This is a genomic window from Micromonospora chalcea (genome assembly GCF_002926165.1).
In the GTDB taxonomy this organism is placed as follows: Bacteria; Actinomycetota; Actinomycetes; order Mycobacteriales; family Micromonosporaceae; genus Micromonospora; species Micromonospora chalcea.
The window spans coordinates 1-15,001 of sequence record NZ_MAGP01000007.1 but is presented as its reverse complement, the minus strand read 5'-3'; the positions used below and the strand labels follow the sequence as shown (position 1 = coordinate 15,001).

Sequence of the window (15,001 nt, the reverse complement as noted above, 5' to 3'; positions counted from 1 at the left end):
CCGACGGCAACGCCCACTCCTTCGAGGGTGGCCACTACATCAGCGTGGTGGGCTACCGCGACGGCGGGAAGGTCGTGACGATCGCCGACTCGGCGAACCCGAACCAGGCCTCCTACCGGATGGACGTCGACGAGCTCGCCCGCTGGATCGCCAGCCGCGGCTACAGCTCCTGACCGATGACGAAGGGCCCGACCCCCACCACGGGGTCGGGCCCTTCGGCGTACCCGGGTTGTCAGCCGCCGGAGTCGTCCAGCTCGGCGCCGTCCGGCGGGGTGTCGTCGTCGCGGCTGGCCAGCCAGCCGTCGGGCAGGAACACCTTGCCCGGGGAGTTGGTGCGGCCGCGCGGCTGGCCGAGGTTCTCCACCGGGAACGGTACGGCCGGGTCGAGCTTGCCGAGCAGGTCGTCGAGCTGCGCCAAGCTCTCGATCATGGCGAGCGAGCGGCGCAGCTCGCTGCCGATCGGGAAGCCCTTCAGGTACCAGGCGACGTGCTTGCGGAAGTCGGTGCAGCCGTCCCGCTCGCCCCGGGCCGGGTTGCGGGCGCCGGCCACGAACTGCTCCACCAGCAACTCGGCGTGCCGGCGCATGGTCACCGCCACCTCGCCGAGCGAGGGCAGCCGCCGCTCGGGGCTGCCGTTGAACGCGGCCTCCAGGTCGGCGAACAGCCACGGCCGGCCCAGGCAGCCGCGCCCGATCACCACGCCGTCCACGCCGGTGTGCGCGACCATCCGCAGCGCGTCGTCGGCCTCCCAGATGTCGCCGTTGCCGAGCACCGGCACGTCGAGCGCCGACTTGAGCGTGGCGATCGCGTCCCAGTCGGCGGTGCCGGAGTAGCGCTGCGCGGCCGTACGCCCGTGCAGGGCGACCGCCGCGACGCCCGCGTCCTGGGCCGCCAGCCCCGCCTCGACGTACGTCAGGTGGTCGTCGTCGATGCCCTTGCGCATCTTGACGGTGACCGGCACCCCGGCGGGTGACGCGGCGTCCACCGCGGCCTTGACCAGCCGGGCGAACAGCCGGCGGCGCCACGGCAGGGCCGAGCCGCCGCCGCGCCGGGTGACCTTGGGTACGGGGCAGCCGAAGTTGAGGTCGATGTGGTCGGCCAGGTCGCGCTCGACCACGATCCGCACGGCGGCGGCGGTGATCTCCGGGTCGGTGCCGTAGAGCTGGAGGCTGCGGGGTTGCTCCTCGGCGCCGAAGGCGATCATGCGCAGCGTCTTCGGGTTCCGCTCGACGAGCGCCCGGGTGGTGATCATCTCGCAGACGTAGATGCCGCCACCCTGCTCGCGGCAGAGCCGGCGGAAGCCGACGTTGGTGATCCCGGCCATCGGCGCGAGCACCACCGGTGGCCACACCTGGTGCGGGCCGATGGTCAACGCGGGCAGGGTCGGGGCAGTCACCTGACCAGTGTAGGGAGGCGTTCTCGGGTATCGACGCCTACCGGGCCGCCACCCGCTGCGGCGCGGGCGACGGCGCGGTCCCGGGCTTCCCCGCCGGCATGATCAGCAGCAGCGCGAGGACGCCCAGCCCACCCGCCACGGCGCCGACGAACTGCACGACGCCGTAGCCGACCCCGGCGGCGAGCAGCGTGAGGAAGACCGCCACGGAGATCGCCCCGGCCACGTGGGTGGTCGACTCGAACACCGCCGAGGCCGTTCCCTGGTCGCCCGGCGGGGCGTCGCCGACACACACCCGGGTCAGCCCGACGTAGATCGGACCGGCGCTGAGGCCCCACACGACCAGGATCGTCACCAGGACCGGCAGCGGACCGCCCGCGTTGACCGCCACCAACGCGAGCGTGACCGCGCACAGGCCCAGGGCGACAGCCACGACCCGTCGCGCGCCGAACCTGCGGATCAGCGCGCCCGCCGGAGCGGCGCTGACCAGCGCGCCGAGCAGCACCGGGGCCAGCACCAGCCCGGCGCCCGCCGGGGACAGGCCGTGGACCTCCTGGAGGTAGAGACTGCCCACGACCACCACCACCGCGTACGCGGCCGAGTGCGCGGCGAACGCGAGGCAACCGGCGACCAGCGGGCGCGACCGGAGCAGGGACGGCCGGACCAGCGGGTCGGCCACCCGCCGCTCGACGCGCACCAGCAGGAGCAGCAGCACCAGGGAGGCGGCTACAGAGCCGAGCCCGACCGGGTCCGGACCCGACTCGGCGATCCGGTTGGCGCCGAAGATCAGCGCGAGCAGCATGCCGGTGGCGAGGACCGCCCCGGCGAGGTCCAGCCGCTGCCGGCCGCCCGGGTCGGGCCGGCTCGCCGGAAGCAGCAGCCGGGCCGCCACCATCGCCACCAGTCCGACCGGCACGGTGGCCAGGAAGACCCAGCGCCAGCCCAGGTGGGAGGTGATCAGGCCGCCGACGATCGCGCCGGCCAGGCCGGCGGTGTTCGCGGCGGCGGCGACCACCGCGAACACCCGGCTGCGCCACGGCTCGTCGGGGAAGTAGGTCGCCGCCGACGCCAGCGTCGCCGGGATGGCGAGGGCCGCGCCGGCGCCCTGCAACACCCGGCCGAGCAGCAGCGGGAGCAACGCGGTCGCCAGCCCGGCCAGGGCCGAGCCAAGAGTGGCCAGCGCGAGGCTGACGACGATCAGCCGGCGTCGTCCCCACAGGTCGCAGAGCCGGCCCCCGAGCAGCAGGAGGCCGCCGATGCTCAGCGAGTACAACGTCACGACCCATTGGAGGCGGCCCGGGTCGAGGCGGAACTCGTCACCGATGCGCGGCAGCGCGGTGGCCACCGCCAGGCTGTCGAACAGCACCAGGAACATGGCGCTGGCCAGGACCAGGGCGGTGGGCCACCGGTGCGTCACCGCCGCGGGCGCCGGGGTCGCGGACGGTTCGGTCGCCTGCCGCATCTCACCCCCTCCGCTGCCGGTGAGGGATCTGCTACCCGGCGCTCCCGCCGGCTAACGCCAACGGGCTCGCGGAATTCAGACACGTCGACCTGTCGTCCGGCCCGGGGCGGAGACGGCGAAGGGCGCCGTCGGCGACGGCGCCCTTCTCGGGTGAGACGTCAGCAGCCGGGGAGGCGCTCGATCAGGTAGCGCTCGACCTGGTCCAGCGAGACGCGCTCCTGGGCCATGGTGTCCCGGTTCCGGACCGTCACGGCGTTGTCGTCGAGCGTGTCGAAGTCGACGGTGACGCAGAACGGCGTACCGATCTCGTCCTGCCGGCGGTAGCGGCGGCCGATCGCCTGCGAGTCGTCGAACTCGACCACCCAGCGCTTGCGCAGGTCGGTGGCGAGCTGCTTGGCCTTCGGCGACAGCGCCTCGTTACGCGACAGCGGCAGCACGGCGACCTTGACCGGGGCCAGCCGCGGGTCGAAGCGCATGACGGTGCGCTTGTCCACGCCGCCCTTGGTGTTCGGCGCCTCGTCCTCGTCGTACGCCTCGAGCAGGAACGCCAGCACCGCGCGGGTGAGGCCGGCGGCCGGCTCGATCACGTACGGCATCCAGCGCTCGCCCTTGCCCTGGTCGAAGTACGACAGGTCGACGCCGGAGTGCTTGCTGTGCGTGGACAGGTCGAAGTCGGTGCGGTTGGCGATGCCCTCCAGCTCGGCGAACTCGCTGCCGCCGAACCGGAACCGGTACTCGATGTCGACGGTGCGCTTCGAGTAGTGGGAGAGCTTCTCCTTGGGGTGCTCGTAGAAGCGCAGGTTCTCCTCGGACAGGCCGAGGTCGAGGTACCAGTTCCAGCGCTCGGAGAGCCAGTACTCGTGCCACTGCTCGTCGGTGCCGGGCTCGACGAAGAACTCCATCTCCATCTGCTCGAACTCGCGGGTCCGGAAGATGAAGTTGCCGGGGGTGATCTCGTTGCGGAACGACTTGCCGGTCTGCGCGATGCCGAACGGCGGCTTCTTGCGGGCGACCGTCTCGACGTTCTTGTAGTTGACGAAGATGCCCTGGGCGGTCTCCGGGCGCAGGTAGTGCATGCCCTCGTCGCTCTCCACCGGGCCCAGGTAGGTCTTCATCAGGCCGTTGAACATCTTCGGCTCGGTGAAGGTGCCCTTGTTGCCGCAGTTGGGGCAGTTCAGCTCCGTCAGCGAGGTCAGCGGCTTGCCGTGCTTGGCCTCGTACGCCTCTTCCAGGTGGTCGGCCCGGAACCGCTTGTGGCAGGACTGGCACTCGGTGAGCGGGTCGACGAACTCGGCGATGTGGCCGCTGGCCTCCCAGACCTTGCGGGCCAGGATGACCGCCGAGTCGAGGCCGACGACGTCGTCGCGCTGCTGCACCATGGTCCGCCACCACTGCCGGCGGACGTTCTCCTTCAGCTCGACGCCGAGCGGACCGTAGTCCCACGCCGACCGGGTGCCCCCGTAGATCTCGCTGGAGGGAAAGACGAAGCCCCGGCGCTTGGCGAGGCTGGTGACGGCGTCGATACGGTCGGCTGGCATGTTTCCTCCTACGCCGGCTGGCGGTCGGCGCGGTTGAGATGGATAAAACCGGGCTGTTCGGGACAACGGTACGACCGCGTTCGTCCCGAGCCCAGCAGAATACCGGGGGCCGGTCAGCTCACCCCGCAGACCTCCACGCCGCCCGTCTGCTGGTCCGGCGCCAGCGTCACGGTCTGCGCCTCCCGCCGACCGCCGGCCAGCGTGACGTCCACCGGGACGGTGAGCGTGGTGATGTCGACCTCGCCGACCCGGTAGCCGGAGATCTGCGGCTCGGTGGCGACGCGCCGCACGAACTCGGGCCGCGGTTCGCGTCGGCGGAGGTCGTCGCAGAGCGTGTCGTACGCCTTGGACCACTCCCGGGCGACCAGTGCCTGGTAGTAGTCGCTGGTGACGGCCCGGCCCTGCTCGCCGATCGCCTGGGCGTTGCTCACGGCCAGGCCGACCACCGCCGCGCCGCCTCCGCCGCAGCAGATCAGCACGGCGAGCGCGCCCGCGCCGAGTCCGAGCCAGAGCCGGGTCCGCCCGCCCTCGGTGGGCGGGGCGGCGAACGGCGGCGCGGCGCCGGGCCCCTGCGGCGGCGCGGGCACCCCGGGGTCCGCCGGCGGCGCGGGCGGAACTGACGACGGGGGTGGTGCGGCCGGTCCGGGAGCGGTCATACGCGCCAGGGTAGTGCCCCGGCACTCACCGGTAAGGACCTGCGGCCCGATCGCTGGCGACGACGACGATCTCACCCTCGGGGGCGGCGCTGGCGAGCGTCTCGTACGCCGACGGTTCGTCCACCGATCGGGCGAGCAGCGGCACGGCGGTGACCTTGACGTCGAACCCGCCGAGCGCCCGCCGGTACGCCCCGACCGACTCCCACTCGGTGAGCAGGCACCAGTGGTCCGGGTCGTCGAGCGCCCGCAGCAGTTCACCGCGCAGGTAGCCGGGGCGGGCGGCGAGCGCGGCCAGCGCGGCGTGCGCCTCCCGGGTGAACTCGTCCACCGTTTCGGCTTCCACCACGAACCGGTTGGTGACCAGCACGGCGTTCCTCCTCGTAGAGTTTGTGGCATGCAGCGTACGCAGAGTCCCGTGCTGTCCCGGTTGGCACGGCTCAACCCGACGGCGGTGTTCCTCGCCGTACTGGCCCTGATGCTGGTCGGCCTCTTCGCGCCCGGCCCGGCGGGCGGCGTCCTGCTGCTGGCGCTGGCCGGCGGCCTGGTGTGGCTGATGTCGGTCACCTGGCCGGTGCAGGCGCCGGCGACCCGGATGTTCCGGCTGGTGATGCTCACCCTGTTGATCGCGGTGGCGCTGGCGAAGCTCATGGTCGGCTGACGTACGGAAGCAGAGCCGAGCTGACCTGCGCTGACATGCAATCATGCGTTTTTGACAATAGTTTTCGTTGTCGCGGACAGTTGAGCCCATGACCGTTCGCGCACCCCGCCGTGTCCTGACCGCCACCGCAACCGCCCTGCTCGCCGCCGCCGGCCTGACCGCCTGCGCGGACGGCACCGGCGCCGCGAGCGAGCCGGGCAAGGTCGGCGTGGTGGCCGCGTTCTACCCGCTGCAGTTCCTGTCCGAGCGGATCGGCGGCGACACGGTCTCGGTCAGCAACCTGACCAAGCCCGGCGCGGAGCCGCACGACCTGGAACTCAACCCGCGGCAGGTCGGCCAGGTCGTCGACGCCGACGTGGTCGTCTACCTCAGCGGCTTCCAGCCGGCGGTGGACGAGGCGGTGGAGCAGAACGGCGGCGACCGCGCGTTCGACGTGGCGGGCGTGACACCGCTGCGCGACGCCGCCGCCGGTGGCCACGACCACGACCACGAGGGCGAGGCCGGGCACTCCGGGGAGGGCGGCGGCAAGGACCCGCACGTCTGGCTCGACCCGACCCGGCTGGCCACCATCGGCGACAAGCTCGCCGAGCGCCTCGGCAAGGCCGACCCGGAGCACGCCGCCGACTACACCGCCCGCGCGGGCGCGCTGCGCGCCGAGCTGACGAAGCTGGACACCGAATACGCCGACGGCCTGCGCACCTGCAAGCGCCGGGAGATCGTCACCAGCCACACCGCGTTCGGCTACCTCACCGAGCGCTACCAACTGGAGCAGATCGGCATCAGCGGGCTCACCCCGGAGTCCGAGCCGTCGCCGCAGCGCCTCGCCGAGGTCGCCGAGGAGGCCCGCGAGCACCAGGCCGGCACGATCTTCTTCGAGACGCTGGTCAGCCCGAAGGTCGCCGAGACGATCGCGCGTGAGGTGGGCGCGAAGACGGCGGTGCTGGACCCGCTGGAGGGCCCGCCCGCCGACGGCGACTACCTCTCCGCGATGCGTACCAACCTGCAGACCCTGCGAACCGCTCTGGACTGTTCATGACCCCACCCGTGATCGAGATCGCGCACGCCACAGTCGGCTACGACGGCCGCCCGGTGCTGCGTGACGTCTCGTTGACAGTGACCGCCGGCGAGGTGGTCGCCGTGCTCGGCGCCAACGGCTCCGGCAAGTCGACGCTCGTGCGCGCCGCGCTCGGCCTGGTGCCGGTCGGCGCCGGGTCGGTCGCCCTGTTCGGCACGCCGCGGCGCCGCTTCCGGCAGTGGCACCGAATCGGGTACGTGCCGCAGCGGCTCGGCGCGGGCAGCGGAGTGCCCGCCACCGTACGCGAGGTGGTGGCGTCCGGGCGGCTGGCCCGCCGCGGCGTGCTGCGGCCCGCCGGACGGGCGGACCGGGAGGCGGTGGCGGCGGCGCTGGACACCGTCGGGCTCGCCGACCGGGCCGGCGACCCGGTGTCCACGCTCTCCGGCGGCCAGCAGCAGCGCACCCTGATCGCCCGCGCGCTCGCCGGCGGGCCGGAGCTGCTGGTGCTCGACGAGCCGACCGCCGGGGTGGACGCGGCCAGCCAGGAGGCGTTCGCCGGGGCGCTGCGCTCGTTCCGCGACGGCGGCGGGACGGTGCTGCTCGTCGCGCACGAGCTGGGCCCGCTGCGCCCGCTGATCAGCCGGGCCGTGGTGGTGCACCAGGGCGGCATCGCCCACGACGGCGCCGTGCCGGAACCCGCCGGCCACCACGCCGACCCCGACCACGAGCACGTGCACCCGCACTGCGACGAGGAGCCCGCCCGGCTCTGGACAGGCATCTGAGATGGACCTCTTCCAGTACGACTTCATGCTCCGCGCCCTGGTCGGCGCGCTGATCATCGGGCTGGCCGCGCCGGCGCTCGGCATCTACCTGGTGCAGCGGCGGCTGGCCCTGATCGGCGACGGGATCGGGCACGTGGCGCTCACCGGCGTCGGCGCGGGCCTGCTGCTCAACCGCTCCCCCGTGCTGGTGGCGGTGATCGCCGCGACGCTCGGCGCGATCGTCATCGAGCTGGTCCGCGCGTACGGGCGCACCTCCGGCGACCTGGCGCTGGCGCTGCTGTTCTACGGCGGCATCGCCGGTGGCGTGGTGCTGGTCGGGCTCTCCGACGCCAGCAGCGGGGCGCTCAACGCGTACCTGTTCGGGTCGCTGACCACCACCTCGCAGGGCGACCTGGTCACCATCGGCGTGCTCGGCGCGGCGCTGCTGGTGACCATGCTGGTGCTGCGCCCGGCGCTGTTCGCGGTCTGCCACGACGAGGAGTACGCGCGCGTCTCCGGCCTGCCGGTACGCGCGCTGAACCTGATCATCGCGGTCGGCACCGCGATCACGGTGACCATCGCCATGCGGGCGGTCGGGGTGCTGCTGATCAGCGCGCTGATGGTGGTGCCGGTGGCCACCGCGCAGCAGGTGACCCGGGGCTTCCGGTCCACCATGGCGGCGGCCATGGCCCTGGGGCTGTTCGCCGCCGGCGCCGGCGTCTGGGTGGCGGCCACCGCTGACACCGCGCCCGGCGCGTCGGTGGTGCTGGTGGCGATCGGCTCGTTCCTGCTGGTCGCGCTCGGCGCGGCCGGTGTGCGGGCGCTGCGACGCCGGAGCGGGAGCGACCGGGCCGCGCCGCCGGTCGAGCCCGCCGAGCACGAGGTGCTGCTCGGATGAGGCCCTACCGGCTGACGCAGCTGGGATTGGTTACCGTTACAGGGTGACCGGCACGAACGGGTACGACGCCTTCGAGGGCGCGGGTGACCTGCTGCGCGCGCTCTCGGCCCCGATCCGGCTCGCGATCGTCAGCGAGCTGGCCGAGGGCGAGCGCTGCGTGCACGAGCTGGTCGAGAAGCTCGGCGCGCCACAGCCGCTGGTCTCCCAGCACCTGCGGGTGCTGCGCGGCGCCGGGGTGGTACGCGGGTCGCGGCGCGGCCGGGAGATCGCGTACGCCCTGGTGGACGACCACGTCGCGCACATCGTGGCGGACGCGGTCAGCCACGCCGGTGAAGGGCCCTCCTGAGGCGCGAAACTGTCTCGTGCCGGCAGGGCCGAGCCGTGGCAGGCTGTCCGGCGTGAAGATTTACGCCGACCGCTTTCCCACCGCCGCCCGCCAGTTCCTCACCGACCTGCTCGTGGTCGTCTGGGTGTACGCGGCGATCCGCTTCGCGCTGTGGCTGCACGACGTGGTCGAGAAGCTCGCCGTACCCGGGCAGAAGCTGGAGGGGGCCGGCGGTGGCCTCGCCGACAACCTGGCCGACGCCGGCGGCAAGGTCGGCCGCGTGCCGCTGGTCGGCGACGAGCTGACCGCGCCGTTCACCCGGGCCGCCGACGCCGCGCGCGCGGTCGCCGAGGCCGGCCGCGACCAGCAGGAGCTGGTCGGGCAGCTGGCGCTCGGGCTGACCATCGCGGTGCTGGTGTTCCCGCTCGGCCTGGTGCTGTTCGGCTGGCTGCCGCTGCGGGTGCGCTGGATGCGCCGGGCAGGCGCGGCGAAGGCCCTGGCCGGCGCGCCGGCCGGCCGGGACCTGCTGGCGCTGCGCGCGCTGGCCGGTCAGCCGCTGTCGAAGCTGAACCGGATCGCGCCGGACGTCGCCGAGGCGTGGCGGCGCGGCGACGACGAGACCGTCGACGCGCTCGCCGCGCTGGAGCTGCGCGGGCTGGGGCTGCGCGGCGGCCGCTGACGGACCGGCTCCCGGCTCCCGGCTGATGCACTTCTCGGCGTTATGCCTCTGAGTCATATCTATGACTGAGAGGCATAACGCCAACACAGAATCCTTCCTCTGGCACCACGTGACACCGCGCAACGGGTCGCTGGCCCCGCCTGAGGACCGCCGGTCCGACGGCACGCCGCAGGTCCGGCACCACGGCCACGGGCCCGGGCCACGCCGCGACACCAGCTCGCTCCCCCGGTTCGGGAACTGAGACCGGTGGGGCGCGGCCGAAGTTCCTGCGCGGCCGGGCAGTCGCCGGACTCCGCGTGGACCGACGGACGACGCCGTCCGCAGGCGCAGCACGCCGGAACCCGGCACGACACCGGCGGACGACGACCGCCGCGCGGGCGCGCCGAGGCGTAGCGGTTGGTCAGCGGGCCGGCGGGATGCGGCGGCGCACGTCCTCGGCGGTGGACGGCCCCGGTTCCCAGCGCGCCACCCACGGCAGGTCGGCGGGCGGCGTGAGGACGCCGTCCTCCAGCGAGGCGTACCGGCCGGCGACGATCCGCTTGGCGGCGGCCTCGTCGACCGAGTCGGTGTTCGACCACAGGCCGGTGAACAGCTCGTCGACGCGCAGCCGCGCCTGACGGCAGAACAGGTCGGCCAGCTCGACGTTCTCCGGGTGCGCGTCCCGCTCGGCGTAGGCCCGGACGCAGACCGCGCTCATCGCGAACAGCTCCGCGCCGATGTCCACCACCCGGCCGAGGAACGCCTGCTTACGCTCCATCTTCCCCTGCCACCGGGACATCGCGTAGAACGTCGACCGGGCCAGCTTGCGGGAGGTCCGCTCGACGTGGCGCAGGTGCCCGGCCAGCGGCCCGAACTCCTGGTACGCCCCGGGCGTCTGCCCCTTGCCGACAGCGAGCGTGGGCAGCCACTTGGCGTAGAAGGCGCCGGCCCGCGCGCCCGCCTTCGCCTTGCGGCCCAGCCCGGCGTCCGGGTCGATGATGTCGCCCGCCACCGACAGGTGCGCGTCGACCGCCTCGCGGGCGATAAGCAGGTGCATGATCTCGGTGGAGCCCTCGAAGATCCGGTTGATCCGCAGGTCACGCAGGAGCTGCTCGACGGCGGCGGGCCGTTCGCCCCGGGCGGCGAGCGAGTCGGCCGTCTCGTACCCGCGTCCGCCGCGGATCTGGATCAGCTCGTCGGCGATCCGCCACGCCATCTCGCTGGCGTAGAGCTTGACCAGCGCCGCCTCGATCCGGATGTCGTTGCGGTCGTCGTCGGCGAGCATGCAGGACAGGTCGAGCATGGACTCCATGCCGTACGTGGTGGCGGCGATGAACGACAGTTTCTTCGCCACCGCCTCGTGCTCGGCCACCGGTCGGCCCCACTGGACCCGGTCCGCCGCCCACTCCCGGGCCACGTTCAGCGCCCACTTCCCGGCGCCCACGCACATGGCCGGCAGCGAGAGACGGCCGGTGTTCAACGTGGTCAGCGCGATCTTCAGGCCCTTGCCCTCGCCGCCGATCACGTTCTCGGCCGGCACGAACACGTCGTGGAAGCGGGTGAGGCTGTTCTCCAGGCCGCGCAGCCCGACGAAGGAGTTGCGCCGCTCGACGGTGATGCCGTCGCTGTCGCCCTCCACCACGAACGCGGTGATGCCGCCGAGCCGCCCCTCGCCGGCCGGCACCCGGGCCATCACCACGAGCAGGGTGGCGAGCGTGCCGTTGGTGGCCCAGAGTTTCACCCCGTTGAGCCGGTAGCCGGTGCCGTCCGCCGTCGGCTCGGCGGTGGTGGCGAGCCGGGCCGGGTCGGAGCCGACGTCCGGCTCGGTGAGCAGGAACGCGGAGACCTCACCGGCGGCGAGCCGGGGCAGGAACCGGTCCTTCTGCTCGGGCGTGCCGAACATCTTCAGCGGCTGCGGCACGCCGATCGACTGGTGCGCGGAGAGCAGCGCGCTGACCGCCGGGCTCACCGAGCCGACGAGCATCAGCGCCCGGCAGTAGTGCAGGTTGCTCAGCCCCAGTCCGCCGTACTTGCGGTCGATCTTCATGCCGAACGCGCCCAGCCCGGCCAGTCCGTGGAACACCTCGTCGGGGATGCGCGCGTCCCGCTCGATCGCCTCACCGTCCACCTCGGACCCCAGGTACGCCCGCAGCGAGCCGAGGAACTCGTCGGCACGGGCCACCTCGGCCGGGTCGGGGCGGGGCCACGGGTCGATCAGGTCGAGCCGGAACCGGCCGAGGAACAACTCCTTGCCGAAGCTGGGCCGGTCCCAGGCCGACTCGCGGGCCGCCTCGGCGACCTGGCGGGCCTCCTTCTCGGTGACCTGGCCCGCCTCTCCGGGCAGCGGCCCCGCGCCGTCGGGGGACTCGGGCCGGCTGTTCTGTGTCGTGGTCACGGCTGCCTCCTCGTCGGTCCGGCTGCGTCGACGCGCTCGACGAAAACGACGCTACCCCCGGGTGTTACCCAGGGGTAGCGCCGCGTGCACGTCCGATTTGGCGGACGGTCAGCCGCCGGTGAGCGTCTGCGGGTCGTCGTCCTCGTCGTCGATGTCGTCGTCGCCCCAGTTGCGGCGGCTGAACGGCAGGATCGCCCAGAAGATCAGGAACCAGAGGCCGGTGAGCGCGCTGAGCAGGAACGCGATCGGCCGGTCCAGCACGAAGTCGGAGACCAGCAGGACCGAGCTGACCATCGCGATCAGCATGAAGAACAGGCCGCCGGTGGCCATCCGGTGGGCGAAGCGCACCAGTTCCGGCTTGCGGCCCTGGCGGAACAGCGCCCGGTGGAACGCGACCGGAGAAATGATCATCGCGGCGGAGGCGGCTGCGGTCAGCAGCGCCAGGATGTAGATGTCACGCTGGAACTCGGTGGTCCGGTCGAACCCGGCGCTGAACGGCAGCGTCAGCAGGAAGGCGAACAGGATCTGCACGCCGGTCTGCGCGACGCGCAGCTCCTGCAACAGATCGGCGAAGTTGCGCTGCCAGCGCTGCTTCTCGGATTCCTTCGACACTCGCGGACCTCCCCGGGAGACGGCACGGCCGGCGGGTGAACGCCCACCGGCAGGACCGCCTGTGCCCCGTACGGATGATCACGAAACCGGTTCAGGAACCGCGGCGGATCCGCCCCGCGTACCGTGCCTCCAGCTCGGCGTTGTGCTCGTCGCCGCCGGTGATGTTCGCGGACAGGTAGACCGGCGGACGCTCCCCCGCCGCGACCAGCCGGGCCACCACCTCGGCGACGATCTGCTGGGCCAGCAGCGCCGCGGTGATCGACGAGACCGCGCCCACCGCGCCGCCGCCCGGCAGCGGCAGCGTGGCGTCGCCGTACGGGGCGCCGTTGTCCAGCACCACGTCGGCGAAGTCGGCGAGCTTGCGGCCGGACGGGTGCCGCGACGTCATCCGGGCCGAGTGCTGCGCCGACGTGATCGCCACCAGCCCGTGCCCGCGTTCCTTCACGATGGACGCGAACTCGACCATCGCCCCGTTCACGCCCGAGTTCGAGGCGAGCACGAACACGTCCTGCGGCCGGATCGGCGCCAGCTCGTAGAGGCGGTGCGCCACCGCCGGGTCGCGTTCCAGCTTCGGGCCGAGCACGTCGGCCGGGTCGCCGCCGACCAGCACCAGGTCACGCAACGCGATCCGGTTCGTGGGCACCAGCCCGCCGGCCCGACCGGCGATCTCCATGGCCAGCGCCTCGGAGTGCCCGGTGCCGAACGCGTGCACCACACCGTCGGCGCGCAGCGCCGCCGCGATCAGGTCGGCCGCGTCGGCCACGTTGCGCCGCTGCTCGGCGGCGACCCGGCCGATCGTCTCGGTCACCACCGCCAGGTACGCCTCGGCGCTCACCGTCATGCCTCCTCCGTTCCTGCGCACCGGGCGAGGATCGCCTCGGCCAGCGGGCCGGGCGCCTCGTCCGGGATCCAGTGGCTGACGCCGGGCAGCGTCACGAACCGGTAGTCACCTGTGACGTGCGCGGCGCACGCCTGCGCGGCCGTCCGGCCGATCGCCACGTCCTTGTCGCTCCAGACGAACGTGGTGGGCACCCCGACCGGGGCGACCGCCTTCATGTCCGCCCCGGTCATCGCCCGGTACCAGTTCAGCGCCGCCGTCAACGCCCCCGGCTCGCGCATCGGCTCGGCGTACCGGGCCACCGCGCCGGCGTCGCCCACGCCGCTGAGCAGCTTGCGCAGCGTGGCACCGTTCCACGCCAGCAGCACCCGCTCCGCCGTACCGGGCTTACGGAACAACGCTATGTACGCGGACTTGACCTTCTGCCGCGGGTCGGTGGCGAGCGCGTGCCCCATCGCGGCCGGGTGCGGCACCGACACCGCGGTCAGCGTCCGCACCCGCTCCGGGTGCGCCGCCGCCAGACCCCACGCCACGATCGCGCCCCAGTCGTGGCCGACCACGTGGGCGCGGGTCACCCCGAGGGAGTCCAGCACCGCCGCCGCGTCGGCCACCAGCTCCGGAATCCGGTACGCCCCGACGTCCGCCGGCCGCGCGCCGGGCGAGTAGCCGCGCTGATCGAGCGCGTACGTGCGCAGCCCGGCGGCGTGCAGCGCGGGCGTCACCGCGTCCCACTCGCCGGAGTGCTGCGGGAAGCCGTGCAGCAGCAGGACCGGGTCACCGCCCTCGGGGCCGCCGGCGCGTACCTCGAACGTCAGTCCCCGCGCATCCACCAGCATGATCGCCACCATACCGACACTCGCCCTGCTGGGCCGGGGCCCGTGGTCGGTGCTAGCGTCTGCGACGAGACAACTTCACATCCGACAGGGGAGCGCACAGCGCTGAGAGTGCGGGCCGGTGCCCGCAGACCCTCGAACCTGATCTGGGTAATGCCAGCGCAGGGAGTTCGGTCGACCTCCAGCCGCGTCGCCGTCCGGTGACCACCGGGCGTGGCGTGCGTCTTCTCCTGGTTCACCTCGACGAACTGGGAGCCAACCGTGAACCACACCGACAGCAACCGCTGGCGTACCGTCGACATCGTCGTCGCCTCGGTCATCGCCGTCACCTTCGGCGTCGTCTTCTGGGCCTGGGGCCTGCTCTGGAGCGCCACCGACGCGGCGTTCGCGTTCTTCCCACCGGCGCAGGCAGTGCTCTACGGCGTGTGGCTGATCCCGGCGGTGCTCGCCGGCCTGATCATCCGCAAGCCGGGCGCCGCGCTGTACTGCGAGACGGTGGCCGCGATCATCTCCGCCCTGCTGGGCAGCCAGTGGGCGAGCATCGTGATCCTCCAGGGCCTGATGCAGGGCATCGGCGCCGAACTGGCCTTCGCCGCGTTCCGGTACCGCTCGTTCAAGCTGCCGGTGGCGGTGCTGGCCGGCGCGCTGACCGGCCTCGGCGCGGCGATCTTCGACTTCGTCTACTGGAACAAGGCGTACGACTTCGCCTCCTACCGTCTCCCGTACGCGCTGATCACGATCGTTAGCGCCACGATCGTCGCCGGTCTGGGCGCGCACGTCCTCACCCGCGCGCTGGCGAACACCGGCGTCCTGGACCGCTTCCCCGCCGGCCGCGACCGAGCCCTGGTCTGACGGCTCGCCCCGCCCCGGTGATCAAGGAGTTTGCGTCCGCCGGGCACGGTTTTCCGGACGCGAACTCCTTGATCACGCAGGCTGGGGGGGGGGGGGGGGAGAGGGGG

The 15,001-nt window shown here is 72.9% G+C and carries 16 protein-coding genes, 1 pseudogene and 1 riboswitch; of the genes and pseudogenes, 8 read left to right on the top strand and 9 right to left on the bottom strand.

Translation table 11 applies throughout. The features are described from left to right. Positions 1–173, top strand: a pseudogene (locus BAW75_RS32735) (C39 family peptidase); the annotation flags it as partial. A gap of 59 nt (positions 174–232) precedes the next feature. On the opposite strand, the gene dusB reads toward BAW75_RS32735, so the two are convergent. The 5 genes from dusB to BAW75_RS02055 all read right to left on the bottom strand — a co-directional run bounded on the left by dusB (position 233) and on the right by BAW75_RS02055 (position 5,416). Beyond that, positions 233–1,396 (bottom strand): tRNA dihydrouridine synthase DusB, encoded by a 1,164-nt coding sequence (dusB, locus tag BAW75_RS02075; RefSeq protein WP_104112439.1) that lies wholly within the window; start codon positions 1,394–1,396, stop codon positions 233–235. Positions 1,397–1,433: 37 nt separating this feature from the next. Next, positions 1,434–2,855, bottom strand: coding sequence for an MFS transporter (locus tag BAW75_RS02070; RefSeq protein ID WP_104112438.1), 1,422 nt, complete (start codon positions 2,853–2,855; stop codon positions 1,434–1,436). Between the two features lie 158 nt (positions 2,856–3,013). Further along, complete coding sequence (locus tag BAW75_RS02065; RefSeq protein WP_013475540.1) at positions 3,014–4,393, bottom strand: glycine--tRNA ligase; 1,380 nt, start codon at positions 4,391–4,393, stop codon at positions 3,014–3,016. A gap of 113 nt (positions 4,394–4,506) precedes the next feature. Then, positions 4,507–4,980, bottom strand: coding sequence for a hypothetical protein (locus tag BAW75_RS02060; RefSeq protein WP_043329042.1), 474 nt, complete (start codon positions 4,978–4,980; stop codon positions 4,507–4,509). 94 nt (positions 4,981–5,074) lie between these two features. Continuing rightward, positions 5,075–5,416: an antibiotic biosynthesis monooxygenase family protein gene (locus BAW75_RS02055; RefSeq protein ID WP_030503150.1), complete on the bottom strand. Its 342-nt coding sequence runs from the start codon at positions 5,414–5,416 to the stop codon at positions 5,075–5,077. Positions 5,417–5,443: 27 nt separating this feature from the next. On the opposite strand from BAW75_RS02055, the gene BAW75_RS02050 reads away from it, so the two are divergent. The 6 genes from BAW75_RS02050 (at position 5,444) to BAW75_RS02025 (ending at position 9,385) form a co-directional block, all read left to right on the top strand. Beyond that, a complete protein-coding gene (locus BAW75_RS02050) occupies positions 5,444–5,707 on the top strand; it encodes a DUF6703 family protein (protein ID WP_030503149.1) in 264 nt (87 codons plus the stop codon). 88 nt (positions 5,708–5,795) lie between these two features. Then, on the top strand, positions 5,796–6,743 hold the full coding sequence (locus BAW75_RS02045; RefSeq protein WP_043329040.1) for a metal ABC transporter substrate-binding protein: 948 nt from the start codon (positions 5,796–5,798) through the stop codon (positions 6,741–6,743). Next, positions 6,740–7,504, top strand: a complete 765-nt coding sequence (locus BAW75_RS02040; RefSeq protein WP_104112437.1) for a metal ABC transporter ATP-binding protein — start codon at positions 6,740–6,742, stop codon at positions 7,502–7,504. The genes BAW75_RS02045 and BAW75_RS02040 overlap by 4 nt, the downstream gene beginning before the upstream one ends. Position 7,505: 1 nt before the next feature. Further along, positions 7,506–8,381 carry a metal ABC transporter permease gene (locus BAW75_RS02035; RefSeq protein WP_043329036.1) on the top strand — a complete coding sequence of 292 codons (876 nt, stop codon included), beginning with the start codon at positions 7,506–7,508 and terminating at the stop codon, positions 8,379–8,381. A 43-nt stretch (positions 8,382–8,424) separates the two neighbouring features. Next, the gene (locus BAW75_RS02030; RefSeq protein WP_030503145.1) at positions 8,425–8,727 is read left to right on the top strand and encodes an ArsR/SmtB family transcription factor; all 303 of its coding nucleotides are present in this window, start codon (positions 8,425–8,427) and stop codon (positions 8,725–8,727) included. A gap of 52 nt (positions 8,728–8,779) precedes the next feature. Next, the gene (locus BAW75_RS02025) at positions 8,780–9,385 is read left to right on the top strand and encodes a hypothetical protein (protein WP_104112436.1); all 606 of its coding nucleotides are present in this window, start codon (positions 8,780–8,782) and stop codon (positions 9,383–9,385) included. 400 nt (positions 9,386–9,785) lie between these two features. On the opposite strand, the gene BAW75_RS02020 is transcribed toward BAW75_RS02025, so the two are convergent. From BAW75_RS02020 to BAW75_RS02005, 4 genes are all read right to left on the bottom strand, one after another. Further along, positions 9,786–11,759: an acyl-CoA dehydrogenase family protein gene (locus BAW75_RS02020; RefSeq protein WP_104112435.1), complete on the bottom strand. Its 1,974-nt coding sequence runs from the start codon at positions 11,757–11,759 to the stop codon at positions 9,786–9,788. A 108-nt stretch (positions 11,760–11,867) separates the two neighbouring features. Continuing rightward, positions 11,868–12,371, bottom strand: coding sequence for a DUF6328 family protein (locus tag BAW75_RS02015; protein WP_104112434.1), 504 nt, complete (start codon positions 12,369–12,371; stop codon positions 11,868–11,870). 91 nt (positions 12,372–12,462) lie between these two features. Next, entirely contained in the window at positions 12,463–13,212 is a 750-nt protein-coding gene (locus tag BAW75_RS02010; RefSeq protein WP_030503141.1) for a sugar isomerase domain-containing protein, read from the bottom strand. Continuing rightward, positions 13,209–14,045, bottom strand: a complete 837-nt coding sequence (locus BAW75_RS02005) for an alpha/beta fold hydrolase (protein ID WP_205798956.1) — start codon at positions 14,043–14,045, stop codon at positions 13,209–13,211. Before BAW75_RS02005 ends, BAW75_RS02010 begins: the two co-directional genes overlap by 4 nt. 76 nt (positions 14,046–14,121) lie before the next feature. Further along, a riboswitch (TPP riboswitch) is annotated at positions 14,122–14,228 on the top strand. 75 nt (positions 14,229–14,303) lie between these two features. On the opposite strand from BAW75_RS02005, the gene BAW75_RS02000 reads away from it, so the two are divergent. Beyond that, entirely contained in the window at positions 14,304–14,894 is a 591-nt protein-coding gene (locus BAW75_RS02000; protein ID WP_104112440.1) for an ECF transporter S component, read from the top strand. Positions 14,895–15,001: the final 107 nt, after the last annotated feature.

Excerpts from the sequence above, each read along its gene's own strand:
- BAW75_RS02045 (WP_043329040.1), top strand. The coding sequence starts at position 5,796 with ATGACCGTTCGCGCACCCCGCCGTGTCCTGACCGCCACCGCAACCGCC.
- BAW75_RS02010 (WP_030503141.1), bottom strand. The coding sequence starts at position 13,212 with ATGACGGTGAGCGCCGAGGCGTACCTGGCGGTGGTGACCGAGACGATC.
- BAW75_RS02040 (WP_104112437.1), top strand. The coding sequence starts at position 6,740 with ATGACCCCACCCGTGATCGAGATCGCGCACGCCACAGTCGGCTACGAC.
- BAW75_RS02050 (WP_030503149.1), top strand. The coding sequence starts at position 5,444 with ATGCAGCGTACGCAGAGTCCCGTGCTGTCCCGGTTGGCACGGCTCAAC.
- BAW75_RS02065 (WP_013475540.1), bottom strand. The coding sequence starts at position 4,393 with ATGCCAGCCGACCGTATCGACGCCGTCACCAGCCTCGCCAAGCGCCGG.
- BAW75_RS02005 (WP_205798956.1), bottom strand. The coding sequence starts at position 14,045 with ATGCTGGTGGATGCGCGGGGACTGACGTTCGAGGTACGCGCCGGCGGC.
- BAW75_RS02035 (WP_043329036.1), top strand. The coding sequence starts at position 7,506 with ATGGACCTCTTCCAGTACGACTTCATGCTCCGCGCCCTGGTCGGCGCG.
- BAW75_RS02070 (WP_104112438.1), bottom strand. The coding sequence starts at position 2,855 with ATGCGGCAGGCGACCGAACCGTCCGCGACCCCGGCGCCCGCGGCGGTG.